The organism is Schumannella soli (assembly GCF_006517435.1).
Taxonomy (GTDB): domain Bacteria; phylum Actinomycetota; class Actinomycetes; order Actinomycetales; family Microbacteriaceae; genus Schumannella; species Schumannella soli.
The window spans coordinates 748,863-774,205 of sequence record NZ_VHQG01000001.1 but is presented as its reverse complement, the minus strand read 5'-3'; the positions used below and the strand labels follow the sequence as shown (position 1 = coordinate 774,205).

Annotated in this window: 20 protein-coding genes and 1 pseudogene; 9 read left to right on the top strand and 12 right to left on the bottom strand. The window is 71.3% G+C overall.

The features are described from left to right. Window positions 1-188 precede the first annotated feature (188 nt). The 7 genes from FJ657_RS17005 to araA all read left to right on the top strand — a co-directional run bounded on the left by FJ657_RS17005 (window position 189) and on the right by araA (window position 8,898). Window positions 189-602, top strand: coding sequence for a class II aldolase/adducin head domain-containing protein (locus FJ657_RS17005; protein WP_181408851.1), 414 nt, complete (start codon window positions 189-191; stop codon window positions 600-602). Window positions 603-758: 156 nt separating this feature from the next. Further along, entirely contained in the window at window positions 759-1,880 is a 1,122-nt protein-coding gene (chvE, locus tag FJ657_RS03495) for a multiple monosaccharide ABC transporter substrate-binding protein (protein WP_141162258.1), read from the top strand. Between the two features lie 137 nt (window positions 1,881-2,017). Next, on the top strand, window positions 2,018-3,559 hold the full coding sequence (mmsA, locus tag FJ657_RS03490; RefSeq protein ID WP_305004779.1) for a multiple monosaccharide ABC transporter ATP-binding protein: 1,542 nt from the start codon (window positions 2,018-2,020) through the stop codon (window positions 3,557-3,559). Next, a complete protein-coding gene (mmsB, locus tag FJ657_RS03485; RefSeq protein ID WP_181408850.1) occupies window positions 3,556-4,761 on the top strand; it encodes a multiple monosaccharide ABC transporter permease in 1,206 nt (401 codons plus the stop codon). Before mmsA ends, mmsB begins: the two co-directional genes overlap by 4 nt. 5 nt (window positions 4,762-4,766) lie before the next feature. Then, window positions 4,767-5,471: an L-ribulose-5-phosphate 4-epimerase gene (locus FJ657_RS03480; RefSeq protein WP_141162256.1), complete on the top strand. Its 705-nt coding sequence runs from the start codon at window positions 4,767-4,769 to the stop codon at window positions 5,469-5,471. Then, window positions 5,468-7,237: an FGGY-family carbohydrate kinase gene (locus FJ657_RS03475; RefSeq protein ID WP_141162255.1), complete on the top strand. Its 1,770-nt coding sequence runs from the start codon at window positions 5,468-5,470 to the stop codon at window positions 7,235-7,237. The genes FJ657_RS03480 and FJ657_RS03475 overlap by 4 nt, the downstream gene beginning before the upstream one ends. 140 nt (window positions 7,238-7,377) lie before the next feature. After that, entirely contained in the window at window positions 7,378-8,898 is a 1,521-nt protein-coding gene (gene araA, locus FJ657_RS03470) for an L-arabinose isomerase (RefSeq protein WP_141162254.1), read from the top strand. Between the two features lie 138 nt (window positions 8,899-9,036). On the opposite strand, the gene FJ657_RS03465 is transcribed toward araA, so the two are convergent. Then, window positions 9,037-9,918 (bottom strand): SDR family oxidoreductase, encoded by an 882-nt coding sequence (locus tag FJ657_RS03465; protein WP_141162253.1) that lies wholly within the window; start codon window positions 9,916-9,918, stop codon window positions 9,037-9,039. A 148-nt stretch (window positions 9,919-10,066) separates the two neighbouring features. On the opposite strand from FJ657_RS03465, the gene FJ657_RS03460 reads away from it, so the two are divergent. After that, the gene (locus FJ657_RS03460) at window positions 10,067-10,648 is read left to right on the top strand and encodes a TetR/AcrR family transcriptional regulator (protein WP_141162252.1); all 582 of its coding nucleotides are present in this window, start codon (window positions 10,067-10,069) and stop codon (window positions 10,646-10,648) included. A gap of 53 nt (window positions 10,649-10,701) precedes the next feature. Here FJ657_RS03460 and FJ657_RS03455 read toward each other — a convergent pair whose 3' ends face one another. Then, the gene (locus tag FJ657_RS03455; protein WP_141162251.1) at window positions 10,702-11,670 is read right to left on the bottom strand and encodes a CE1 family esterase; all 969 of its coding nucleotides are present in this window, start codon (window positions 11,668-11,670) and stop codon (window positions 10,702-10,704) included. A gap of 88 nt (window positions 11,671-11,758) precedes the next feature. Between FJ657_RS03455 and FJ657_RS03450 the strand changes: the two genes are divergently transcribed. Beyond that, on the top strand, window positions 11,759-12,112 hold the full coding sequence (locus tag FJ657_RS03450) for a MerR family transcriptional regulator (protein ID WP_141162250.1): 354 nt from the start codon (window positions 11,759-11,761) through the stop codon (window positions 12,110-12,112). A gap of 10 nt (window positions 12,113-12,122) precedes the next feature. Here FJ657_RS03450 and FJ657_RS03445 read toward each other — a convergent pair whose 3' ends face one another. The 10 genes and pseudogenes from FJ657_RS03445 to FJ657_RS17000 form a co-directional block, all read right to left on the bottom strand. Beyond that, window positions 12,123-12,482, bottom strand: a complete 360-nt coding sequence (locus FJ657_RS03445; RefSeq protein WP_141162249.1) for a hypothetical protein — start codon at window positions 12,480-12,482, stop codon at window positions 12,123-12,125. Window positions 12,483-12,572: 90 nt separating this feature from the next. Then, window positions 12,573-12,881, bottom strand: a complete 309-nt coding sequence (locus FJ657_RS03440) for a hypothetical protein (RefSeq protein WP_141162248.1) — start codon at window positions 12,879-12,881, stop codon at window positions 12,573-12,575. Window positions 12,882-12,894: 13 nt separating this feature from the next. Then, a complete protein-coding gene (locus tag FJ657_RS03435) occupies window positions 12,895-13,707 on the bottom strand; it encodes a hypothetical protein (RefSeq protein ID WP_219995853.1) in 813 nt (270 codons plus the stop codon). Then, window positions 13,704-14,282 (bottom strand): RNA polymerase sigma factor, encoded by a 579-nt coding sequence (locus FJ657_RS03430; protein WP_219995852.1) that lies wholly within the window; start codon window positions 14,280-14,282, stop codon window positions 13,704-13,706. The genes FJ657_RS03435 and FJ657_RS03430 overlap by 4 nt, the downstream gene beginning before the upstream one ends. A 44-nt stretch (window positions 14,283-14,326) precedes the next feature. After that, window positions 14,327-15,559 (bottom strand): DUF3322 and DUF2220 domain-containing protein, encoded by a 1,233-nt coding sequence (locus FJ657_RS03425; protein ID WP_141162246.1) that lies wholly within the window; start codon window positions 15,557-15,559, stop codon window positions 14,327-14,329. Between the two features lie 10 nt (window positions 15,560-15,569). Further along, window positions 15,570-19,037 carry an ATP-binding protein gene (locus tag FJ657_RS03420; protein WP_141162245.1) on the bottom strand — a complete coding sequence of 1,156 codons (3,468 nt, stop codon included), beginning with the start codon at window positions 19,035-19,037 and terminating at the stop codon, window positions 15,570-15,572. Then, complete coding sequence (locus tag FJ657_RS03415) at window positions 19,034-19,933, bottom strand: DUF4194 domain-containing protein (RefSeq protein WP_141162244.1); 900 nt, start codon at window positions 19,931-19,933, stop codon at window positions 19,034-19,036. Before FJ657_RS03415 ends, FJ657_RS03420 begins: the two co-directional genes overlap by 4 nt. Next, a complete protein-coding gene (locus tag FJ657_RS03410) occupies window positions 19,926-21,500 on the bottom strand; it encodes a DUF3375 domain-containing protein (RefSeq protein ID WP_141162243.1) in 1,575 nt (524 codons plus the stop codon). Before FJ657_RS03410 ends, FJ657_RS03415 begins: the two co-directional genes overlap by 8 nt. 60 nt (window positions 21,501-21,560) lie before the next feature. Next, window positions 21,561-24,932: a DEAD/DEAH box helicase family protein gene (locus FJ657_RS03405; protein ID WP_255447112.1), complete on the bottom strand. Its 3,372-nt coding sequence runs from the start codon at window positions 24,930-24,932 to the stop codon at window positions 21,561-21,563. 203 nt (window positions 24,933-25,135) lie between these two features. Beyond that, a pseudogene (locus FJ657_RS17000) lies at window positions 25,136-25,343 on the bottom strand (hypothetical protein); the annotation flags it as partial.

Sequence of the window (25,343 nt, the reverse complement as noted above, 5' to 3'; positions counted from 1 at the left end):
GCTCCCGCACAGTCGCTCGGGCGACACCGCGGCGGTCGGCCGGAGAGCTCGCGAAAACTGCCCCTTGACGGATGTGACCGTTTCAGCGGTACAGTCTTCCCACCTCATGTGAACGGTCACATGAACGGATGACACCGGAGTCGCCCCGTGCAGAGACGCACCACCCCCGCCCGCGAGAGCCGCCGCGCATGACCGCTCGCGCCGCTGAGCTCGAGGTCGCCGTGGCCCGCACCCGCGAGGCGATCGCCGCCGCCGATGCGCGTCTGCGCGAGACGGGGGTGCTGGATGCGGGCGACCGCGTGAGCGCCCGCGTCGCCGACGAGGCGCTGTTCCTCATCACCCCCGACGGTGTCGCCCCGCACGGCCCCGAGGGCTTCGTGCTCGCGCAGGACGACGCAACCGTCGTGCCGCACACCCCCGGGGGCGAGGTCGGCGAGGCCGACCTCGCCGACCATGCCCGCCGCTACCGCGCCGACGCCGCGCTCGGCGCCGTCGTCCAGTCGGGCGAGCTGCGCATCGCCGGCGCCGACCTCGACGCCGCCGTCGACGCGGCCGGCGCCGCGCACGAGCAGCGCGACCGCGCCGCGCATCCCACGACCTGACCCCTCCCGAACACCGGATCCACAACCCCACCACACGCACGACCCAGCACCACCAGCCGTACCCCAGCACCACCTCAGCCACACGGCCCCCGCCGCACACCCGGCGCGGGTCACCCACCCCGCGATGACACAGCCGTCATCCAAGGAAGGAACACCGTGAACATCAAGAAGGTCCTGCTCGGCGCCGCGGCGCTGGGCGTCGCGGTCAGCCTGGCCGCCTGCTCCGGAGGCCGCGGCGGCACCGGCGGCGACAGCGGCAGCGGCGACAACAAGGGCGCTCTCGTCGGCGTCGCCATGCCGACGAAGACCTCCGAGCGCTGGATCAAGGACGGCGACGCGGTCAAGTCGGGCCTCGAGAAGCTCGGCTACAAGGTCGACCTCGAGTACGCCGACGACAAGATCCCCCAGCAGGTGCAGCAGATCAGCAACATGCTCACCAAGGGCGCGAAGATCCTCATCGTCGCGTCGATCGACGGCACCGCGCTGAGCGACCAGCTCGACCAGGCCGCCGAACAGGGCGTCAAGGTCATCGCCTACGACCGTCTCATCAACGGCAACAAGAACGTCGACTACTACACGACCTTCGACAACTACAAGGTCGGCGTCGACCAGGCGACGAGCCTGCTCACCGGCCTCGGCGTCCTCGACGCCGATGGCAAGGAGACCGGCGAGAAGGGTCCCTTCAACGTCGAGCTCTTCGCCGGAAGCCCCGACGACAACAACGCCACGTTCTTCTACAACGGCGCGATGGACACGCTGAAGAAGTACATCGACGACGGCACCCTCGTCGTCGGCAGCGGCCAGACCGGCTTCACCCAGGTCGCCACGCTGCGCTGGGACCCGGCCACGGCGCAGAAGCGCATGCAGGACCTCATCGCCTCCACCTACTCGGGCGGCAAGAAGGTCGACGGCGTGCTGTCGCCGTACGACGGCCTCTCGATCGGCATCATCTCGGCGCTGACCAGCGCCGGCTACGCCACCGACGCCCTGCCGATCATCACGGGTCAGGATGCGGAGGCCGCCTCGGTCAAGTCGATCATCGCGGGCCAGCAGTACTCGACCATCTACAAGGACACCCGTCAGCTGGCCGACGAGGCCGTGAAGATGGCCGACGACCTGCTCACCGGCACGAAGCCCGAGGTGAACGACACGAAGAGCTACGACAACAAGGTCAAGGTCGTTCCGACCTTCCTGTTCCAGCCGACCGTCGTGACCAAGGACAACTACAAGAAGGTGCTCGTCGACTCGGGCTACTACACCGAGGCCGACCTGAAGTAAGCGGGGGATGGTGGGGCGCCGCCCGGCGGCGCCCCACCTGAGCTCGTCCCGGCAGAAGCCCGGCACCAGACCACCCCGGCGCTCCCCCGCCGCCGCCCCGCACCACCCGAAGATCCAGCCCTCGACGGAGAGGACCGATGTTGGCCGACAACATCCTCGAGATGCGCAGCATCACCAAGAGCTTCCCCGGCGTGCTCGCCCTGCGTGACGTCTCGATCGACGTCGAGCGCGGCAGCATCCACGCCATCTGCGGTGAGAACGGCGCCGGCAAGTCGACGCTCATGAAGGTGCTGTCGGGCGTCTACCCGCACGGCAGCTACGACGGCGAGATCGTCTTCGACGGCGAGAGCGTCGCGTTCAAGAACATCAACGACTCCGAGGATGCGGGGGTCGTGATCATCCACCAGGAGCTCGCGCTGAGCCCCTACCTCTCGATCGCCGAGAACATCTTTCTCGGCAACGAGCGCTCGCGCTTCGGCTTCATCGACTGGAACCGCACGAACCGCGAGGCGGCCGAGCTGCTGCAGCGCGTCGGCCTCAACGACAACCCGATCACCCGCATCAGCGAGCTCGGCGTCGGCAAGCAGCAGCTGGTCGAGATCGCGAAGGCGCTCTCGAAGAAGGTGAAGCTGCTCATCCTCGACGAGCCGACCGCCGCGCTCAACGACAGCGACTCCGAGCACCTGCTCGACCTGCTGCGTCAGCTGCAGAAGCAGGGCATCACGTCGATCATCATCAGCCACAAGCTCAACGAGATCAAAGCGATCGCCGACGCCGTCACGATCATCCGCGACGGCCGCAACATCGAGACGCTCGAGATGGATGAGCTGCTCGGCGAGGACCGCATCATCCGCGGCATGGTCGGCCGCGACCTCGAGAGCCGCTTCCCCGACCACGAGCCGCACATCGGCGCGGAGCTGCTGCGCATCGAGGACTGGACGGTGCACCACCCGATCGACCACGACCGGGTCGTGGTGCGCGAGGCGAACCTGACCGTGCGCGAGGGCGAGATCGTCGGCATCGCCGGGCTCATGGGCGCCGGCCGCACCGAGCTCGCGATGAGCGTCTTCGGCCACAGCTACGGAGTCGGCATCAGCGGCCGCGTGCTCAAGCGCGGCGTCGAGGTGAAGACGAACACCGTGTCGGCCGCGATCAAGGCGGGCATCGCCTACGCGACCGAAGACCGCAAGCGCTACGGGCTCAACCTGATCGACGACATCCGCCACAACATCTCCGCCTCGGCGCTGACCTCGCTGGCGCGGATGGGATGGGTCAACGAGAGCCGCGAGGTCGTCGTCGCCGAGAGCTACCGCAAGAGCATGAACATCAAGGCTCCGACCGTCGAGGCGGTGACCGGCAAGCTCAGCGGCGGCAACCAGCAGAAGGTCGTGCTGTCGAAGTGGATGTACGCGAACCCCGACGTGCTCATCCTCGACGAGCCCACCCGCGGAATCGACGTCGGGGCCAAGTACGAGATCTACGGAATCATCAACCGGCTCGCCGACGAGGGCAAGGGCGTCATCGTCATCTCCTCTGAGCTGCCCGAGCTCATGGGTATCTGCGACCGCATCTACACGCTGTCCGAGGGCCGCATCACCGCCGAGCTGAGTCGCGAGGACGCGACCGCCGAGCGCCTGATGCAGCACATGACGCAGGAACGAGAGAAGGACCACCTGTGACCGCCACCACCCCCGCGCCGCAGACCGGCGTGCTGCAGCGAGCGAGCCGCTTCCTCGCGGGGCAGCTGCGTCAGATCGGCCTGTTCATCGCGCTCATCGTCATCGTCGTCTTCTTCGAGGTGGCGACGCAGGGCATCACGCTCAAGCCGATCAACGTGTCGAACCTGGTCGTGCAGAACAGCTACATCCTGATCCTCGCGATCGGCATGGTGATGGTGATCATCGCCGGCCACATCGACCTCAGCGTCGGCTCGGTCGTCGCCTTCACGGGCGCGATGGCGGGTGTGATGATCACGAAGTGGGGCATCCCTTGGCCGGTGGCTGCCGTGCTCTGCCTCGTGCTGGGAGCGCTGATCGGATGCTGGCAGGGCTTCTGGATCGCCTACTTCAAGATCCCGGCGTTCATCGTGACGCTGGCGGGCATGCTGACCTTCCGCGGCCTGACCCAGATCACGCTGCAGAACCAGCAGATCTCGCCCTTCCCCGATGGCTTCCGCGCGATCGGATCGGGCTTCCTGCCCGACCTCGGCGGCGGCGTCAGCTTCGTCGAGCCGCTGACGATCGTGCTCGGCGTGCTGTCGGCGGTCGCGCTGATCGCGGCGGGCATCCGCGGGCGCCTGGTACGTCGCCGCTACAACGTCGAAGACGAGCCGATGCCGTGGTTCGTGGCGAAGACCGCGTTCACGACCGTGCTCATCCTGCTGGTGGCGTTCCTGCTCGCCAGCTACCGCGGCACCCCGATCGTGCTGATCATCCTGGCCGTGCTCGTCGTCGCCTACTCGGCCGTCATGGCGCGCAGCGTGTTCGGCCGCCACATCTACGCGATCGGCGGCAACCTCAACGCGGCCGCTCTCTCGGGCGTGAAGACGCAGCGCGTCACCTTCCTGCTGTTCGTCAACATGGGGGTGCTGTCGGCGCTCGCCGGGCTCGTCTTCACGGCGCAGCTGAACCTCGCCAACCCGAAGGCGGGCGACGGATTCGAGCTGGATGCGATCGCAGCCGTCTTCATCGGCGGCGCCGCGGTCACCGGCGGAATCGGCCGCGTGACCGGCGCGATCATCGGCGGTCTGATCATCGGCATCCTCAACAACGGCATGTCGATCCTCGGCGTCGGCACCGAGTTCCAGTCGCTGATCAAGGGTCTCGTGCTGCTCGCGGCCGTCGCCTTCGACGTCTACAACAAGCGCCGCAGCGGGAAGTGATCGCGGTGACGGAGGGGGCGGCGCTTGCCGCGGCGATCGAGCGCACGCGCGCCGAGGTCGCCGCTCTGCACGCGGAGCTCGTGCGCTACGGGCTCGTCGTGTGGACCGGCGGCAACGTCTCGGGCCGCGTGCCCGGTGCCGACCTCTTCGTCATCAAGCCCTCGGGCGTCTCCTACGAGGAGCTGACCGCCGACGATCTGGTGCTCTGCGACCTGGACGGCGTCGTCATCCCCGACAGTCCCGGCAGCTCACGGAGTCCGTCGAGCGACACGGCGGCGCACGCCTACGTCTACCGCGCGATGCCCGAGGTCGGCGGGGTCGTGCACACGCACTCGACGTACGCGGTCGCCTGGGCCGCGCGGGGCGAGGAGATCCCCTGCGTCATCACCGGCATGGCCGACGAGTTCGGCGGGCCCATCCCGATCGGACCCTTCGCCGTGATCGGCGACGACTCGATCGGCCGCGGCATCGTCGAGACGCTGCGCGGCCACCGCTCGCGGGCCGTGCTGATGCAGAACCACGGCCCGTTCACGATCGGCGCGAGCGCTCGCGACGCCGTCAAGGCCGCGGTCATGTGCGAAGACGCGGCGCGCTCGGTGCACCTCGCGCGCGAGGCCGGGCCGCTCATCCCGATTCCGCAGGAGCGGATCGACCACCTCTACGCCCGCTACCAGAACGTCTACGGACAGGATGGGGACGACCGCCGATGACCGCATCCGACTCGCCGGCGCCCGGCGCCTTCTCGCCCGCAGCCGCCGCGACGATCGCCGACGGCCGCGCCGTGCTCGGCATCGAGCTGGGCTCGACCCGCATCAAGGCCTGCCTGATCGGCGCGACGCCGACCGAGGTGCTCGCGACCGGCGCGCACGACTGGGAGAACCAGCTCGTCGACGGCGTCTGGACCTACTCCCTCGACGCCGTCTGGACCGGGCTGCAGGATGCCGTCGCGGCCCTCGCGATCGACGTGCGTCGTCGCTACGGCGCGGAGGTCGAGCTGACGCGGCTGCGCGCGATCGGGGTCTCGGCGATGATGCACGGCTACCTGCCCTTCGACGCCGACGGCGAGCTGCTCGTGCCCTTCCGCACCTGGCGCAACACGAGCACGGGCGCCGCCGCGCGCGAGCTCAGCGCCGAGCTCGGGGTCAACATCCCGCTGCGCTGGTCGATCGCGCACCTGCACCAGGCCGTGCTCGACGGCGAGGCGCACGTGCCGCGCGTCGCCCACCTCACGACGCTCGCCGGGCACGTGCACGAGCGGCTGACCGGGCGGCGGGTGCTCGGCGTCGGCGACGCCTCGGGCATGTTCCCGATCGACGCCGCGACGGGCGACTACGACGCCGCGATGCTCGCCCGCTGCGATGAGCTCGCCGCGCGGGCCGCGGACGCGACCGGCGTCGGGCTCACCGCGACCGTGCGCGAGCTGCTGCCCGATCCGCTCGCCGCGGGCGCCTACGCCGGCGCGCTCACCGCCGCCGGCGCCGCCCTGCTCGACCCGAGCGGACGCCTGCAGCCCGGCGCGCTGCTCTGCCCGCCCGAGGGGGATGCGGGAACCGGCATGGTCGCGACCGACGCCGTCGCGCCGCGCACCGGCAACGTCAGCGCGGGCACGAGCGTGTTCGCGATGGTCGTGCTCGAGCATCCCCTCGCCCGTCCGCTCGAGCAGATCGACGTCGTCACGACGCCCGCGGGCGACCCGGTCGCGATGGTGCACTGCAACAACGGCGCGAGCGAGCTCGGGGCGTGGGCGGCCGTGTTCCGGCGGTTCGCGGAGGCGTTCGGCGGGGGCGCCGCGGGCACGGGCCACGGAGCGGGGGCCGGTGCAGCCGCGCCGGTCACCGCCGACGCCGTCTTCGCGACCCTGCTCGGCGAGGCCGCGCGATCCGACGTGGCGGCCGGCGGACTGCTCGCCTACAACCACCTCGCCGGCGAGCCGATCGCCGGACTCGAGGCAGGGCGCCCGCTCGTCGTGCGCGCCCCCGACAGCGACCTGACGCTCGGCAACTTCGTGCGGGCGCAGCTCTACGGCGTGTTCGGCACGCTCGCGCTCGGCATGCGCGTGCTCGCCGACGAGGGCGTCGCGATCGAGCGGATGCAGGCGCACGGCGGCATCTTCCGCACGGCGGGAGTCGCGCAGCGCGTGCTCGCGGCGGCGCTCGACGCGCCCGTCGCGGTCGCCGAGACCGCCGCCGAGGGCGGCGCCTGGGGCGTCGCGCTGCTCGCGCTCTACGCGGCGGAGTCCGGAGGCGACGCCGACTCACTGAGCGACGGTGGACGCGGCCCCGCCGACGCGGCCGTCGAGCCCGGTGCCGCGTCGTCGCGTCCCGCGCTCGCCGACTGGCTGCGCGAGCACGTGTTCGCCGCCGTCGCGCCCGAGGTCGCGCACCCCGATACTGCCGAGGTCGCCGGCTACGCCGCCTGGCTCGAGCGCTACCGCGCCGGGCTCGCCATCGAGCGCGCGGCCGTCGCGGCGATCTGAGCGGACCGCGGCCGACCGAGACCGACCGGATCCACCCCGATCGCCACCGGCCCGCCCGTCGCCGCGATCACCGTACGGTCCCCGCCGGGCCGGCGCCGGCATCCATCCACCGACCACCACCGCACGAACGAGAGCCGCCCATGAACCGCAGCATCACCCCCGACCTCCGCGAGAACGTCGTCTGGTTCGTCACCGGATCGCAGGGTCTCTACGGCGAGGAGACCCTGCGCCAGGTGGCGGCGCAGTCGCGCGTCGTGGCCGAGACCCTCGCGGCGACGTCGGCGGTGCCGGTGACGATCGTGTGGAAGCCGGTGCTGACCGACGCCGACGCGATCCGCCGCCTCGCGCTCGACGCCAACGGCGACGACCGGGTCGTGGGCGTGATCGCCTGGGCCCACACCTTCAGCCCCGCCAAGATGTGGATCACCGGGCTCGCCGAGCTCGCGAAGCCGCTGCTGCACCTGCACACGCAGGCGAACGTCGAGCTGCCCTGGGGCGAGATCGACTTCGACTTCATGAACCTCAACCAGGCGGCGCACGGCGATCGCGAGTTCGCCTACATTCAGACCCGCCTCGACCTGCCGCGGGTCACGGTCGTCGGCCACGTCAGCGACCCGGCGGTCGCGGACCGGGTCGGAACCTGGGCGCGTGCCGCCTCGGGGGTCGCGGCGCTGAAGACGATGAAGGTCGCGCGCTTCGGCGACAACATGCGCGACGTCGCCGTGACCGAGGGCGACAAGACCGAGGCGCAGATCCGCTTCGGCGTGAGCGTGAACACCTGGCCGGTGAACGAGCTCGGGGCCGCCGTGGATGCGGTGTCCGACGCCGAGGCGACCGCGCTCGCCGCGGAGTACGACGCGCTCTACGACGTCGTTCCCGAGCTGCGTCCGGGCGGCGCGCGCCGCGCTGCGGTCGTGGATGCGGCGCGGCAGGAACTGGGCCTGCGCGCCTTCCTCGAGGCGGGCGGCTTCACCGCGTTCACCGACAGCTTCGAAGACCTCGGCGCCCTGAAGCAGCTGCCCGGGGTCGCGGTGCAGCGGCTCATGGCCGACGGCTACGGCTTCGGCGCGGAGGGGGACTGGAAGACGGCGGTGCTGGTGCGTCTCGCGACGGTCATGGGCGCGGGCCTGCCGGGCGGCGCCTCGCTCATGGAGGACTACACCTACGACCTCACACCGGGCGCCGAGCTCATCCTCGGCGCGCACATGCTCGAGGTCTCGCCGCGTCTCACCGGCGCGAAGCCGTCGCTCGAGATCCACCCGCTCGGCATCGGCGGCAAGGACGACCCGGTGCGGCTCGTCTTCACCGCCGACCCCGGCCCGGCCGTCGTCGTCGCGATGTCGGATCTGCGCGACCGCTTCCGCCTCGTCGCGAACGCCGTCGAGAACGTGGCGCTGCCGCATCCCATGCCGAAGCTGCCCGTCGGCCGCGCCGTGTGGCGACCCGCCCCCGACTTCCACACCAGCGCCGCCGCCTGGCTGACCGCCGGCGCCGCGCATCACACGGTCATGACGACGCAGGTGGGGGTGGATGTCTTCCGCGACTTCGCGAAGCTCACCTCCACCGAGCTGCTCGTGGTCGACGAGGGGACGACCCTGCGCGACTTCGAGCGCGAGGTGCAGTGGAATCAGGCGTACTACCGGCTGGCCGGGCGGCTCTGAGGCGAGCTGCCGCCGCGTCCGTCCCGTGAGGGCTGGCGGGTGGCCACGAATGCACGCGACACGCCGCGCGAGGCGGGCATTCGTGGCCACCTTCGCGAGGGCCGAGACCGACGCCCGCCCCGCGAGGGTCGCGCGGGCTCAGGGCTCGAGCAGCTCCAGATCGGCGAGCAGCGAGGGATGCGTCGGCTGCCAGCCGAGCGTCGCGCGCGTGTGCTCGCTGGTCGACGGCTGGTCCATCGCGAAGATCGGCCCGAAGGGTCCGAAGGTCTCGGTCGGCACGGGCTCGACGGGCAGGCCGAGGCGGCGGCCGATGACCGCGGCGATGTCGCGCACCGCATCCCCCTCGTCGGCGACGGCGTGCCAGGCGGTGCCCGCGGGCGCCGACTCGAGCGCGAGGCGGAACAGCGCGGCGGCGTCGCGTGCGTGCACGGCGGGCCAGCGCTGGGTGCCATCGCCCGGGTAGCCGGCGACGCCGGAGCTGCGCGCCCGCTCGGTCAGCAGCCCGGCGAATCCGCCCCGGCCCTCGTCGTGGACCGTGCGCGGCATCCGCACCGCCGAGGCCCGAACGCCCTGGTCGGCGAGCTCGAGCAGGGCGTTCACCGATGCGGCGCGACCGGCCACGGGGCCGACGAGCGGCAGCGGATCGGATTCGGTGGATGCGCGCCCGGCGACCCACGGCGTGCCCGAGACGGTCACGATCGGCTTGCCGGTGCCGACGAGCGCTGTGCCGAGAGTCCGCATCGCGGCGCTCTCCTCGGCGATCGCGGCCGCGAGTCCCTCGGTCGTGCTGTCGGCGTGCGCGAAGGCGAGGCTGATGACGCCGTCGGCCTCGGTGGCGCCCTGGCGCAGCGCATCCAGGTCGGCGAGATCGCCGCGCAGCGTGCGGGCGCCCGCGCTCTCGAGCGTCGCGACCGAGCGGTCGGATCGGGCGAGCGCGAGCACCTCGTGCCCGTTCGCGAGCAGCTCGGCGACGACGGCGGTGCCGATCGTGCCGGTGCCTCCGGTGACGAAGACCTTCATGGTGACCTCCTGGGGTGGTCGGCGACGCGGTGGCCGCCGGGGTCGCGGCGTCGATCCGACGTCACGGTGATGGGACATCTGTCGCATCACCCGGGCGACGATAGCACTGCGATGGGACAGGTGTCGCATCACTGCTAATCTGGATGCCATGGGCCGCTGGGAACCGGGAGCACGCGAGCGTCTCGTGCTCGCCGCCGTCGACCTGTTCACCGAGCAGGGCTACGACGAGACGACCGTCGCGCAGATCGCCGAGCGCGCCGGAGTGACCCGCAGCACCTTCTTCCGGCACTTCTCCGACAAGCGCGAGGTGCTCGTCGCCGGCCAGGAGACGCTGAGTCGCCTGCTGGCCGAGGGGGTCGCGTCGGCGTCGGCCGACGCGAGTCCGATGGATGCCGTGGCCGCCGGGCTCGAGCGGGCGTCGGCCGAGATGGGTCCGCTCAACCGCGAGCTCGGCCCCCGCATCGGCGCCGCCGTCGCCGCGAGCGCCGAGCTGCAGGAGCGCGACGCGCTGAAGCAGGTCGGCATGGCGGCGGCGATGACGGATGCGCTCGTCGAGCGCGGCGTGCTCGAGCCGGTCGCCCATCTCGCCGCCGAGCTGGGTGTGCTCGCCTTCAAGCGCGGCTTCGCGGAGTGGGTCGCGGTGCGCGATGACGCCGACGCCGGCGGGCTCGCTCCGCACGCGCTCGCGGCGCTCGCCGAGCTGCGATCCGCGACGGCGCAGCTGGGCTGACGCGCGCTGCCTCGCGCCGAGCCCCGCCGACCCCTCACCCGTGAGGGCGAGCGCTAGCCGCGCAGGGCGTCCGCATCCGTCAGCACCTCGCGCACGATCTCGGCGATGCCGATCGCGGTGCCGGTGCGGCCGATGACGAGCGCCGTCAGGCCGCGGGCGGGGGTCGGGGTCGGGACCGTGTGGCCGCCGCCCTCGACCGTGAACAGCGTGACCGGCGCGTGCCCCGGCTCGCGGAACCCGAGGCGCTGCATCGGGGCGCGGTCGCCCGCCGCGCGGGAGGGGACCGGCGTCGTGATGCCGTCGCCGCTCATCCCGTTGCGTCGCGCGAAGTAGGTCGCCGTATCGGGCGCCGACAGTGCGATCCCGTCGATCTTGAAGGCGGTGCGCGCCCACCACTTCATGCGTCCGCCGGCGTAGGGCACGATCGGGTCGGTCGTCGAGGCGACCAGGGCGACGGGGATGCCGCGGGCGCCGTGAGAGTCGTCGCCAGCGCCGTCGCCGATGTGTGCGTCGCCGGTGCGCTCGGCGGGTGCCCGGTCGTCGAACACGCCCGCGAACCCCTCCCGGTTCGGCATCGTCGCGCCGACGACCACGCCGCCCGCGATCAGGTCGTCGGCCTCGTGCAGCAGCCGCAGCACCATCTGGCCCCCGTTCGAGAAGCCCATCGCGACCACGCGGCGCGCATCCACCCCCTGCGACTCGACGAGACGCGCGGCGACGGCGCGCGCGAAGGCGACGTCGTCGACGTTCGCGAGGCGTGCGGGGAAGGCGCTGTCGGCGCGGGAGTCGTTCCAGTTACGGCGGTAGCCGTCGAGGTAGGCGACGACGGCGGCGCCGTCGGCGACGAGGGTGTCGAGGGCGTGTCCGGTGAAGTCGCGTTGGATGTCGCCGGTCTGCTTCGAGCCGTGGAACACCAGCACGAGCGCGCGGGCCGGCCCCGCCGTGGAGGGTGTCGTGACCGTGAAGGTGCGCTCGCGTCCACCCGCGGTGATGGTCTCGTGGGTGGTGATGATCTCGTTCATATCGGCGACATTAGAGTCTGACATCATGTGAGGGTCAAATGGATCGGATGGGGCCGGCGTCGAGCCGGTGCCGAGCGGGAGGAACAGGATGCGGATCGGCGAGCTGAGCCGGCAGAGCGGCGTGAGCCAGCGCTCGCTGCGCTACTACGAGGAGCGCGAGCTGATCAGCGCCGAGCGGTCGCCCAACGGCTATCGGGAGTATGCGCCGGCGATGGTCGAGCGAGCCAGCGTCATCCAGCAGCTCTTCGGCATGGGCTTCTCGCGCGAGATCGTCGAGTCGGTGCTGAGCTGCACCGGCAACGCGCCCGAGTCGGCGCATGCCGCCGCCGCCGACACCCTCGCGCTCGTTCGCGACGACCTCACGGCCCAGATCGAGCGCCTCGCGTCGACCCGCGCGCGCATCGACGAGTTCCTGGATGCGCGCGCGGCGGTGCCAGCTTGACTGTGCCGGCCTAGACCTCGCCGCGCAGGCGGGCGCGCGTCGCCTCGAGGTCGGCCGCGAGCCGCACCTCGTGTCGCCAGTAGCGGCGCCAGATCGTCGGACTGGCGAGCAGTCCGGCCGTCGCGCCGCCGATGACAGCGAGCGGTCCGATGGCCAGAACGAACGCCAGCCAGCAGAGTCGGCGGATGCCCACCTGCATCCGCTCGTTGGTCAACCCGCCGACCTGCTCGTCGCCGGCGTAGGGGAGGCCCCAGATGTAGGCCCAGATCATGGTGCCGATGATCGCGAGCACCAGCCCCGCTGCCGCGCCCGCGAGCGCGAGGGCGATGCGCACGCCCCACCGCGGCGTGCCGACGCTCGCCGAGGTCATCCGCACTCCTTCGCTCGTCCGCTCATTCGTGAGCGATCATCGCAGTGGATCGAGGTCGTGTGAACGCCCCAGGGTTGGGGATGCGGTGTCTCAGCGATCGCCGACCTGCGCGACGTGCGCAGGACGGTCCTGCGTGCGGGAGCCAGGCTCGACCGCGTGCGACGTACCGCCGTCGAGCGCGAGCAGCGTGCCGCTCACGATCGTAACGAGCGCAGCCAGGCCGACACCGACGATCACGCCGACGCGCTCGGCGCGGGTGAGAGCGTCGCTGTCCGCGCCGGCCGCATCCGTCGATCTCACGATGGCCGACTCGGCCCGCTCCTGCAGCGCATCCGATCGTGGGCGGCCTCGACACTCCGCGCCGATCATGTCGCGGGCCAACGCGTGCAGCCAGGGCATCTTCGCACCGGCGTCAACCGGTCGTGACTCCGCTCGCCGCACCTGACGGTTTCGCGCCACCCGGCGCGCACCCGGGGCCGGAAGGTTCGCCGAACGGGAACTCGCCGACCACTGTGGTGCCGTTGACCGCGTAGACCGGCAGGCTGTCACCGCACGAGTGAGGGCGGATGAAGTCCTTGCTGTAGGCGAAGCCGTCGCGCCCGTTCGAGGCGCGCACCGGCACCAGGTCGGGGTACCCGCGAAGCGCGTTGGGCTCGCCATAGGTCTGGCCCTCGCTGTTGACGCCCCAGTCGCTCGTCGTCGAGACGCCCCAACGGGCCGTGGCTTCCCATTCCGTCCCCGGGTCAGCCGTGACGGTGATCGAGGCGGATCCGTCGGCCGCGTAGCCGGTCGGGATGTGCACCACAGCGGTGGTCTCTGCGCAGTCCCATTCGGTGGTGCCCGGCGAAGCTGCTGTCGTCCCGTCCGCGTCGAAGCTCAATCCGCCTGACGTCGGCACCGAGATCGCGCCGTGGTCGCTCACGCAGGTGACGTCGAGGATGACGGCGTTCGCGCCGTTCCGCGGTCCGAGCTCGATCGTCGACGTGCCGGTGCGCGTCACAGTCACGGCATCGCCGGAGGGAGCGACGGTCGTGCTGCCAGGAGCGGTGGCCGCCACCAGGCCCGCGCCGGTCGTGGCGGCCACGACACCGACGGCGATCGCGCCGGCGGTCAGCAGGCGCGATCGCCGCTGGCGGCGTTCAAGAAGGCTGGATCGGGTGCCGATTGCGGTGAGTTCGTCGCGCACCGCTGAGGCGAAGCGGGGTTCGAGGGTCGGTGAGGTCATCGTGAAGTCCCTTCGGCGAATCGAAGACGCGGGTCGAGGTCGTGCAGTTCGGTGCGCAGCCGGGCGCGAGCGCGGTGCAGCCGCACGCGCGCCGTCGCGGGGCGGAGGCCGAGCGCTTCGGCGGCCTCCGTGATCGGGTAGCCCTCGACCGAGGTGAGGACGAAGAGCGCCCCATCGACCGGTGCCAGCCGCGCCAGTGATTCGGTGAGCCGTCGGCGGGTCTCGATCGACTCGGCGTCCGGGCCTTCGACGCACTCGTGGCGGGGCGCCGCGCGCAGCAGCTTCTCGTAGCGCATCGTCGACCGTCGCCGATTGCGCGCGAGGTTGACGGTCGTGACGAGAAGCCAGGGAAGCACCGAGCCGTCGACGACGCGCACGCTGCGGCGCTTGCGCCACAGCTCGAAGAAGGCAGCGGCGGTCACGTCTTCCGCGTCGTGGGCGTTCTCCGTCAAACCGACGGCCCGACTGAAGACGCGGTTCTGATGCAGATCGAACAGCTGCGCGAACGCGTCGCCCTCGCGCTGCATCGCGCGCTGCCACAGGGCCGCTTCGGCGTCATCGTGGAGGATCGTCACATCTGAGAGTGTCCGCGCTCGGCTCGAGCGTTACAGCTGCGCCGTCACCCTTCGGCGACCAGCTTCCGCAGTGCCGCAGCGACATCGGCGAAGGGGATGCGCTCCTGTTCGATGCGGCGGAACTCCGGCGTCCCGCCGCTGCCGACGTAGGCGTACGCCTGCCTCTCGTCGGGCGTGAGCTGCCGGAGTGGCGTCCGCGACGCGGAGAGCGGCTCCCCGTCGCGTCCGTGGAGTACCCCGAATTCCGCGTATCGGTGGCGGTCGACGTCATCCATCAGGATCGAGTCGACGGTGACACCATGGGCGTTCAGCGTCGAACGCAGGTGGTCGAGGATCGCGTAGCCGTCGACGTCGATGTCGCCCCAGTAGACGATCCGATCGGCGTCGAGCGTCCACTCCACCTGAGTGAGCAGCGACGCGACCGCCTTCCCCGCACCCTCGATCACGATCGTCGCGGGATGCGGCGGGAAGTCGAGCCGGCTGTCGCGGTTCTCGACCACCACCACGGTGCGTGGGAGGTAGGCGGGATCGTGGACGTCGCCTGCGGTCCAGGCGTCGTGGCGGCGACCAGCGGATGCGAGATAGGTCGGGTCGACGTAGGTGAAGTGGATAACCGAGGGCCGTCGTCGTGTCTCGGCGGTGACATCGCGCCCGGTCAGATCGCGCAGCAATCCCGCACGATTGGCCAGCCACTTGCTGTGCACGCCGGGCATCGGCACCTGCCGCAGCGTCCACGTGCCGAGGTCCGGATGCTCGGCGAGCCAGTCGACCGCCGAGAGCAGCATCGACGCCTCCGAGTCGGGGAGGCCCAGCGCGCGCCTCAGCGGGCCCGCCGTGACCGTCGCGCCAACACCGTAGAGGCGCTGAGCGAGGTCGAGGGCCGCGACGGCTTCGCCGGGCGCCTCTCCACCGAGACGAGCGATCACCTCCAGGGCGGACGCGACCGTGTCGACCCGCACGACGGCGACGGCGTCGTAGTCGACGCCGCTGATCTCGACACTGCGTCGCGTCACCGACACCCCGTCGATTCCGCTCAGGTCGACGCTGCGCCAGGCGCGCATCCACGCGCTCCAGCCGTCGAAGCCGGGGCCACCGGGCCCGGCGATATCGCGATCTCGCTGCAGACCGGTGCTGGCCTTCACGGTCGTGAAGGGCTCGACCTCGCCGCCGACCGTCGTGCCGCCGACCGCACGGCTGATGTGGGCGAAGAGCTCTCTGCTCAGGCGAGCCGAGATCAGCTCGGCCACCTCCCCGGGGCCCAGCAGACGTGCGGTCACGGCCCGACGCTCACATCGACCCGGGCGCCCCGGCCGGCACCGCCACCTTCGGCTTCGCCCAGGAGCGGCCCGAGGTGTCTTTGAGGATGTCGTACTCGACCTCGACGTGCGGCTCGATCGCGCTGTACTTGTCGTTCGGCGCGCCGATGATGAGCTGGAAGCCGAGTCCTCGCCAGGCGCCGATCGCGCGCTTCGTGAAGTGCGCATCCGCCTTGATCAGTGCCTCGTCGAGGAAGACGGGGGCGTAGCGGGGGCGGTCGGCTCCGGCGTCGCCGAGCTGGTAGCGCAGGGCCGCGCCGACGATGAAGGCGATGAGCTCTTGCGATTCCCCGCCCGACTTCTCGCCGATGTGGTCGTAGAGCGCGACATGCTGCTTGCCGGCCGCGGTGACGCGCTCGGCGCTGACGCGCACGTGGTTGCGCACGTCGATCAGGTCGGCGAAGTCGGGGGCGGTGCGGCGGATGCGCGCGATCAGCTTCGTCATGCGCGCGTAGACCGCGTCGCGGTCCTCGGGCGTCGCTCCCTCCAGCCCGACCGTCTCGATCGCGGCCCGCACCTCGCGCAGCTCGCGGCGGAACCGCTGCCGGCTCGTCGACTGGCTCTCGCGCGGGGTGATCTGCAGGCGGTGCGCGTCGTCGTAGAACGGCAGGTCGGCCATGATCACGTTGATCGGCTCGATGCGCTCGCGGATCTCGCGCAGCGACCGGCTGATCGTCGAGTCGAGGTTCGTGAGGTCGTTGCCCGAGAGCGTGAGCAGGCTGTCGCGCCACTCGGTCTCGAGCTCGTGCAGTCCGCTGGTCTGCAGGTCGTCGAGGATGCGCTCGAAGTCGCCGAACGACTGGTCGGGGTCGGCGAGCAGGTTCGGGTTGGGCCAGCGCTCGAGGAAGCTCGCGAGCGTGCGGCGCAGTGCCTCGCGCTGCTCGACGAGCACGCCTTGCGCGGCCGTCTGGTCGGCGTCGAGGCGGCGGCCGGCCGAGTCGAGCGCGGCGTCGAAACGGCGGAGGCGCTCGGAGGGAGCGAGGGCGGCGAGGGCGCTGGATGCGGCGGCGCCGGTCGTCGCGGCGGTCGCGTCGTCGTCGTCAGCCCGCGTCCCCGCGCCCGTCCCAGCCCCCGCTCCCCCGCTCGGCGCCAGGAACCGCTCATCCAGGTACGCCGACTGCGCGGCGTCGAAGCCGATCTCCTCGCGCTCGGCGCGGTCGAGGGTCGCCTGGGTCGCATCCACGTCGTCGGTCGTCGCCGCCCAGTCGCCCTGCAGCTTCTCGAGCCGCGAGCGGGTGCGTCCGATCTGTTCGCGCAGCTCGGTCGCGCGGCGGCGCTTCGCGTCGATCTGCTCGCGCAGCTCGCCGATGCGCGGATTGCCGGCGGTGACCTCGTCGACGATGCCCGTCCAGCGGGCGATCTCGCTCTCGATGCCGGCCGTGTCGACCTGCTGCCAGGTGAGTCGCGCGATCGTCGCGTAGGCGGCGTGGCGGATGTCGACGGTGTCGAGGGCGAGGTCGGCGCGGCGCTCGGCGTCGAACGCGTCACGCTGGGTGCGCTCGGCGGCGATGATCTGCGCTTCCAGTTCGGCGATGCGCCGCTCGGCCGAGAAGCCGAGCACGTTCGCGCGCCCCTGGCCGCCATGTTCGCCGCGATCGCGCTGCGACACCTGTCCGGTGATCGTGAGGGCGGCGGGATGCGCGCCCAGCTCGGCGCTGTCGTCGACGCACACGAAGCCGAAGCGGCTCTCGAGACGCTCGCGCAGCCATCCGGTGAACGGCGTCGAGCGGTAGTCGAGACGCCCAGGCAGCGTGCGCGGGTCGGCGTCGCGCCCCTCGGGCAGGCCCGTGTGCACGCCCTGGAAGCGCAGCCGCTGCGGGGTGCGCACGCTGTCGATCGCGCGGCGGAACGCCGGCAGCGTCGCCGCATCGATCAGCAGCGTCGTGGCGAATCCGCCGAGCGCCAGGTTGAAGGCCTCGCGCCACGGCTCGAACTCGGCGCGCACCTCGATCAGCTCGCCGACAAAGGGCAGCTCGTCGGCGCGCAGGCCCGCGGCCTCGGCCACGAGTCGGCGCGATTCGCGCAGCGGCTGCGGGATGTTGTCGTCGCTGCGCGCCGCCAGCTCGCGGTCGCGGCGCAGCTCCTTCAGGGCGCGGTCGGCATCCTTGCGCGCGCCCGTCGCGTCGGCGTGGGCGTCGCGGGCGGCTCGCTTCGCGTCGGTCTTGACGAGCTCCGAGCTCGCCTCGACGTGCAGGGCGCCGAACGCCTTCTCGGTCGTCACGGTGCGGTCGAGTGCGGCGAAGGCCTCGTCGACGACGGCCCGCTCGCGCTGCACGCCGACGAGACGCGACTCGAGCGCGCGCAGCTCGCGGTTGGCGGTGTCGAGGCGGTCGCCGCCGGCGTCGCGCAGGATGTCGCCGAGCGCCTCGCGCTCCTGCTCGGCCGCATCCGCCAGCACCTCTTGCTCGCGCAGTTCGGTCTCGGTGGTGCGGGTCGCGTCGCGCAGTTCGTCCTCCACCTCGCGCAGCAGTTCGCGGCGGCGCTCGGCGCGCCAGAGCGAGGCGAGTGAGTCGGCGTCGTCGAACACGCCGACCCGGTCGATCAGCCGCAGCCGCTCCCCCGCCTCCTCGATGCGCTCACGCATCTCGCGGATCGGCAGCAGCGCCCGCACCTGCTGCTGCGCCGTGATCATGCGCGCGCGGGTGCCCTCGAGCTCGTCGAAGTGGGTGACGGCGGCGTCGGCGACGGCGAGCGTCTCCGGCTCTTCGAGCACCATGCGCTTGTAGAGCTCGTCGACGGTCGTGATCTGCTGGCCGGCCTGGATGCGGGCGAGCAGGCTCATCGCCTTCGACCCGGCTCCGGCGGCGCCGATGCCGAGCACGGTGTGGATGCGTGCCGAGAACTCGCGGTCGGTCGCGAGGGTGTCGAGGCCGGTCGCGCGCACGGCGGCGTCGCTCATCCGGTCGGCGGCCGCGACCTCGAGCGTGCGCAGATCGAAGTCGCCCGCGATGCTCGCGCGCACCCGCACGGTGTCGTCGACGGTGCGGGCGTTCGCCGGGATGTACCAGGCGCGCACCGCCGTGAACTTCGAGCCGTCGTGGTCGGCCCAGGTCATCGCGACGGCCGTCCAGGTGTCGCTGCCGTCGCCGCGCAGCACCCGGATCTTGGTGCCGTCGTCGGTGCGCGACTCATCCAGCTTGCCGCGGCCGTAGGAGAGGATGTTGCGCTGCTCGGCTCCGCGCGGGCGCCCCACGACGGCGCCGTTCGACGCCCCGTTGAAGGGCGTCGTGTGCGGCATCATGAGCGCGATGTAGGCGTCCATGAGCGTCGACTTGCCCGAGCCGGAGCCGCCGCAGAGCAGCGTCGCGACCGGCGAGAAGCGCACGCGGTGGGCGCCGTCGTAGCCGCCCCAGTTCACGAGCTGCAGGTCGTCGGCGACCCACTGCTGGCCGCGCGACGCGGCCGGGATGAGACCGAAGAGCGTGTCGAGCATGGTCATCGTGCGGCCTGCGCTTCCTGGTCGGCGGAGGTGGCGGATGCGCTGTCGCTGTCGCTGTCGCTGGTCGCGCTGTCGTCGGGCTCGTCGATGCGGATGTCGGACCGGGCTTCATCGAGCGGTGCGTCGTCGGCCGCCGCATCCAGCTCGTCGCGCCCGTCGCTGTCGTCGCCGCTCACCGTCCGCTCGCGCAGCCACTCCAGCAGCTCGTGCAGCCGCTCGGAGCTGAGCAGGATCTCGACGAGCGCACTGATGCGGTACCGCCCCTCCGACTCCTCCTCGACGACGCCGTCGACGCGCAGGCGGTTGAGGGCGTTGCGGATGTCGCGCTGACGTCGGGCCGTGCCGCGATCGCCCGCGGAGTAGTAGCTGAGCACCGTCTGCTCGACCTCTTCGACATCCACCCGGGCGGAGCCCTCGCCGGCCGTGATCTCGCGCTGGTAGACGGTGCGCAGGTGCACGAGCACGAGCGTCTCGGCGCGCGTGTAGGCCTCGTCTTTCAGCAGGATCGGCACCTCGAGCTCGTCGGAGCGCACCTGCTGCTTGTAGGCGACACCGCGGTCGTGGTCGACGACGAGGCGGATGAATAGGTCGCCCAGCCGCGACTCGATCTGCGACTGGTGCTCGAGCAGCACGGCCCAGTCGGCGCGCGAGCGCTCGGCGAGCAGGAAGCGGCGCTGCAGCAGGCGCACGAGCACCCGGCGCGCGTCGGGGTCGAGCACGCCGCGGTCGCCGGGGAACAGCTCGTCGGGGTCGTCCTCCATCGCGACGGGGTCGATGAAGGGAGAGTCGGCGGATGCGGTGTCGGCGCTGCGCTCGTCGGTATCGACGGCGGCGCGGTCGGTCCCGAGGGCGTCGGCCTGTGCAGTCTCTTCGGTCGCGGTCGTCACGTCAGTCATCGGCGGCCTCGCTGCTCGAATCGGGGGAATTAGTGGATGCGGTGCTCGCGACACCGGCCGGGCTCGCCGCGGTCAGCGCGCTCACGCGGCCGAACGCGAAGCGCCGGGTCGTGCCGTCAGGGCGCACGGCTTCGACGACGGAGACGTCATCCGTCTCGTCCATGCCGTTGCGGTGGGCGATCTCGAGCAGTCCGAGCAGGTCGACGGGGCGGCGGGTCTCGTCGGATGCGCTTGTGAACGCGTCCGCGAGGTCGAAGCGCTCGCCGAGGCTCGCGAGATGCTGCTCGAGCTCGGCGTAGCGCGGGCCGCCCCAGGCGCGGGTGTCGGCATCAACGAACTCGACATCGTCGGGTTCGGTCAGCGCGGCCGGCGCGCTCGGCGGGTCGAGGTCGTTGAGCGTCTGGCGCAGGTGGCCGATGTCGGCGACGGGGAAGCTGTGCAGCGGTTCGACGCGCTCGCTCGCCGCCGAGCCCGGCCCCGAGCGCGATCCGTCTGAGCTGGATGCCGCACTCGCGTCGGTCTGCTGCATCCACTCGTGAAGTCCCGCCATGACCGAGCGCAGCAGGTCGTCGATCTGCCGGTCGCGCACCGGGTCGTGGGTGCGCACCTGGGCGGTGATGACATGGGATGCGCGGCGCTGCGCCGTCAGCACCTCGGCGACGCCCTGCTCGACGCGGCGGGCGATCGCATCCAGCTCGATCCGCTGGTCAGGCGTCATGCCGCGCGCGAAGGGCTGCACGAGCACGCGGTGCACCTGCTCGGTGAGGGCGTCGATGCGGTCGGGGTCGCCGATGAGGCGCAGCGCGCCCTCGAAGGCGCGGCCCTCGGGGGTCGACTGCATGACGTGCTGGCCGCGCTGCAGGTACTCGCGCAGGATCTCGCCGGTCGGCCGCACATCCCGTCGCAGCTCGTTGATCACATCCCGCTGCATCTGCTTGATCGACTCGGCGACGCGCGCGAAGTCGGCCGGGAGCTCGCGGGCGAGGTGAAGCACGTTCTCGGCCTCTTCGAGCAGCTGCTCGTCGTCGACGGGCTCGATGACGCCGGCCTCGAGGCGGGCGATCTCGGCATCGAGCTCGGCGCGCTGCGCCGTCAATCGCGCCAGCCGCTCGGCAGGATCGATCTCGGCATCGCGCGCGAGCCGGTCGACCGAGTCGAGTAGCGTCCGGACGCGCGAGCGGGAGACGCGGGCGCGTCCGCCGCCGGTGCGTCCGGCGATCTCGAGCGCGCCGACCGCGTGCGCCGTCAGCCGGTACACCTCGACGTCGTCGTCGATCTGCGTCTGCAGCCAGCCGTTGCGCGCCCAGCCGCGGCAGATCTCGCGCGCGGACCCGGTCGGGATGCGCCGGGTCTCGTCGTCGTAGCCGGCCGCCTTGAGGGCTTCCATGCCCTCGGCGACCTCGGCGTGCGCATCCGCCACGGCCACCGACGCCCGGTCGGCGCTGAACACGATCGACAGCATCGCCACCACGAACGGCGCGTAGTGCCCGTGCAGCAGATCGAGCGTCGGGTTCTTGAAGGCGACGACCGCGCGCTGGTAGGCGCCCTCAGCGCGGGTGTTCGACATCGCTCACGAGGCTAACGCGCGCCGGCGACGCCGGTCGTCAGCAACGGCCCGGACGAGAGTTCACGCCGCCTCGGTCGGCTGTGCGCTGCGGGTGAGCGTGTTCATGGTCTCGATGAGGGCGTCGACGTCGGATTCATCGAAGTACTGGTCGGGGCCGGTCGGCGCGACGTCGGTGAACGGCGACTCGTAGAGCCGGCCGGACTCCATGACGCCGTTCTTCGTCAGCTCGTCGACGATGAGCGAGACGAACCGGATCTGGACGACCGTGAACCGGGTGCCGTCGAGGTAGCGCTCGAAGACGTCAGTGACCGCGGTCCGATCGAGTCCGACGAGGCGGCGGATGAAGACCCCGAGTCCGCCGTCCTGTTCGCTCGCCCAGCTGATCTCGGCCGCGTTGCCTCCCGCGTCGGCGAGCATCCGCTCGAGCTCGCCGAGGTCGGATGCGGTGATCGGCTTGCTGCGCCGCAGTCGTTGCAGGGTGAGGTTGTCGAGGTGGCCGCGCAGATACGCGCCCGCCTTGGCGCGGAATCGTGCGAAGTCGGTGCCCGGGGTGATGCCCGGCAGATCGATCGTGATTCCGTCGATGAGGTCGTCGGCGAAGTCGGTGTAGATGGGGTTGCGACGGGTTCGCTCGATGAACCGGGCCAGGCCGCGGAGGCGCAGACGGGCGAGTTCGAGCATCGGCAGCGTGACATCCACCCACCACTCATCGCTCGCCACCGACTCGATCAGCACCGACTGAGCCGCGACCGAGGGGATGGCGCCGGCCCCGAGAAGCGCGATGGCGATCTGCTGCAGCGAGTCTCGAGCGCGCTCGGCGAGGGCCACGTCGCCGTCGATCTGAGCGAGCTGGCGCCGGAGCACGAGCAGATCGAAGCGCTTAGCGGCCTCGTCGTCGTCGCGCACCGCGGAGGGGAGACCGGCGAGCTCGAGGAGTTGCGCGGTCGGCTCGGGGGCGAGGTCCTGCCAGCCAGCGTGGTCGGAGAACCGTTCGACGGCTCGGCGGTGCGGCCGCACGACGAAATTGTCGAGGTTCATGCCGCCGACGATGTCGCGCAACAGGTCGACGGTGGAGGAGCGCAGCGCGCGCAGGCCGTCGTCGCTGTCGCCGACGCCGTCGCGGCCCGTCAGGGCTGCGATCAGGCCGACACGGGTCTCGAACAGTCGCTGCGACAGCGACTTCTGGATCTGCCCCTGTGAGCCGGGCAGGTCTTGGCTGAAGTACTCGAGATTGCCGCAGAAGTCGAACACGAGGAAGTCGCTCTTGTCGTGCCCGGGCCCGTAGAGATCGGGGCGCAACCGGGTTCCGCGGCCGATCATCTGCCAGAACTTCGACTTCGACCGCACGGGCTTGAAGAAGACCAGGTTGACGACGTCGGGAACATCGATGCCCGTGTCGAGCATGTCGACGCTGATCGCGATGTGGGGGGCTTTGTCGGGGGTGGAGAAGTCGTCGATGAGCTGCTGCGCGTAGGGCGAGGCGTGCGTGATGACTCGAGCGAAGCTGCCGGCCAGTTCGGGAAAGGCGACATCGAAGCGGCGTTGGATGAACTCGGCGTGCTGCTGGCTCTTGGCGAAGATGATGCTCTTGCCGAGCCGGTCGGCGCCGGCGACCTTGTAGCCGTCCACCATGAGGGTGCTCAGCACCTTGTCGACGGTGTCCTCGTTGAAGAGGAAGCGGTTTAGCTCATCAGCGCCCACCTCATCCGGTCGTCCGTCGTCGCCCCAGTCGAGGGTGTCCCACTGGTCTTTCTCGTCGTCGCTGAGGTCGTCGTAGCGGATGCCGGCGCGCAGGAAGCGTGTGCCGACGCTGATGCCCTTCGGCGGAACGAGGTAGCCGTCGCGCACCGCCTCCTCGAGGCTGTACGCGTCGGTCGGAACCCCGTCTTCGAGATGGAAGAGCCGGTAGGTGTTGTGGTCGATCTCGTCTTTGGGTGTCGCGGTGAGGCCGACGAGGAGCGCGTCGAAGTAGGTGAAGATCGCGCCGTACTTGGCGTAGACCGAGCGGTGCGCTTCGTCGATCACGATGAGGTCGAAGTAGCCGGGGCCGAAACGGCGCAGCCCGCCGTCGACCGCGTTGATGAGGTTCAACATCGTCGGGTAGGTGGAGACGTAGACACGGCCGTCGGTGACGCGCTCGTCGACGAGGTTGACGGTGGTGGATGCGGGCAGGTGCTCGGTGAACGCGTTCGCCGCCTGCTTGACGAGCGCGGTGCGATCAGCGAGGAAGAGAACGCGCTTCGCCCATCCGGCCTTCTGCATCAGATCGACGAGCGCGATCGTGGTGCGGGTCTTGCCGGAGCCGGTCGCCATGACGAGCAGGGCTTCCCGCTGGCGGCGGTCGAAGACGTCGGCGACGGCCTTGATCGCGCGCGACTGGTAGGCGCGGCCTGCGATCGCGGTGTCGACGATGCCGGTCGACAGGGCCTGTTTCGTGCGGCGCCGCTGCACGAGCAGTTCGAGTTCGGCGGGTGTGTAGAAGCCGTCGATGTCGCGGGGAGGGTAGCCGCCGGCGTCGTCCCAGATGCGGTGCTCGATGCCGTTGCTGGAGAAGATCACCGGTCGTCGGCCGAACTCGCGCTCGAGGCAGTCGGCGTACAGCTCGGCCTGCTGTTGGCCGACGTCGGGCGACACGGACGTGCGCTTGGCTTCGACGACGCCGAGCGGCAGGCCGTCGGCGCCCCAGAGCACGTAGTCGACGTAGCCGCGGCCGTCGGCGCTCGGCATCCCGCTGACCGGGTATTCGCGGTCGCGGGGGTCGGTGAGCGGCCAGCCGGCTTCGCGCAGTGCGTCGTCGATGAGCGAGCTGCGTGTGGCGGCTTCGTCGTAGTCGCGCGTGTCGGGGGCGGCGGCGGCCCGGGCGGCGGCGATCTGCTGTCGCAGCTGGGCGATCTCGGCGTCGTGGGCGGCGCGCTGCTCGGCCAGCTTCTCGTCGCGATCGAGCAGGGCGCGAGCGTGCGCGGCGTCCTGCTCGGCGAACTTCTGGGCGAGCTTCTGCACGTCGTCGCGGGTGAGCGGGGCGAGACGGGCGGCGAGTGCGGGGTCGAACGCGGCCTCAAGCGGCACGGTCTCGGGGTGCGGGCTGTGGTGGTACGAGGCCCAGATCACGACGGCGAAGAGCTCGCGGATCACCTGACTGGCGATGGCGGGGTCGATCGGGCGGGAGTCGTGCACGGCGGTGTTGGCGACGCGGCGGATGGTGGTGAGCTTCTGTGCGATGCCGACGGGGATGCGCGCGCGGAACCCGGTGTCGGCGACGCGAGCGGCGAGGTCGTCGCGGTAGGGCGTCGGGAGGTCGAGGACCTCGTAGAGATAGATGACGAGGTTCTCGATGACGCGGCGGCTGTAGAAGCAGGCGGTGCGCGGGTCGGAGGTGAGGTACGACTCGGCTCGCACGCAGTCGTCGCTCAGAGCCGGCAGGGTCTGCCTCATGAAGGCGAAGTTGCTCATCGCGTCGCCGGCCGGGCGGTGGGGCGGATGGCGGTGCCGGTGTGACGGGTGCGGGTTCCGTCGGGGCGGCGGCGCGCGTGCAGGTGCCGGAGCGTCACGACGTCCCGGGTGTTCACGTGCTCACCGTAGCTGAGCGGATGTCGGGCGCGGCGTACCGCCTTGGGGGCACGTGCGGACCCGGGCGCTCAGAACGGCGCGGGTTCGGGGGCGACGGAGGGGTCTCTGATGGGGTCGGTCGGGTCGAGCGGGTCGGTCAGGTCCAGCGGGTCGAGCAGGTCGAGCGCGGCGAACGGGTCCAGCGGGTCGGGTGGGTCGTCGTGTGCGCTGGTCTCGAAGATCCAGTCGGGTGGGCGAGGGGGTGAGGCGTAGGGGGCGAACGCGACGGGAGTGACG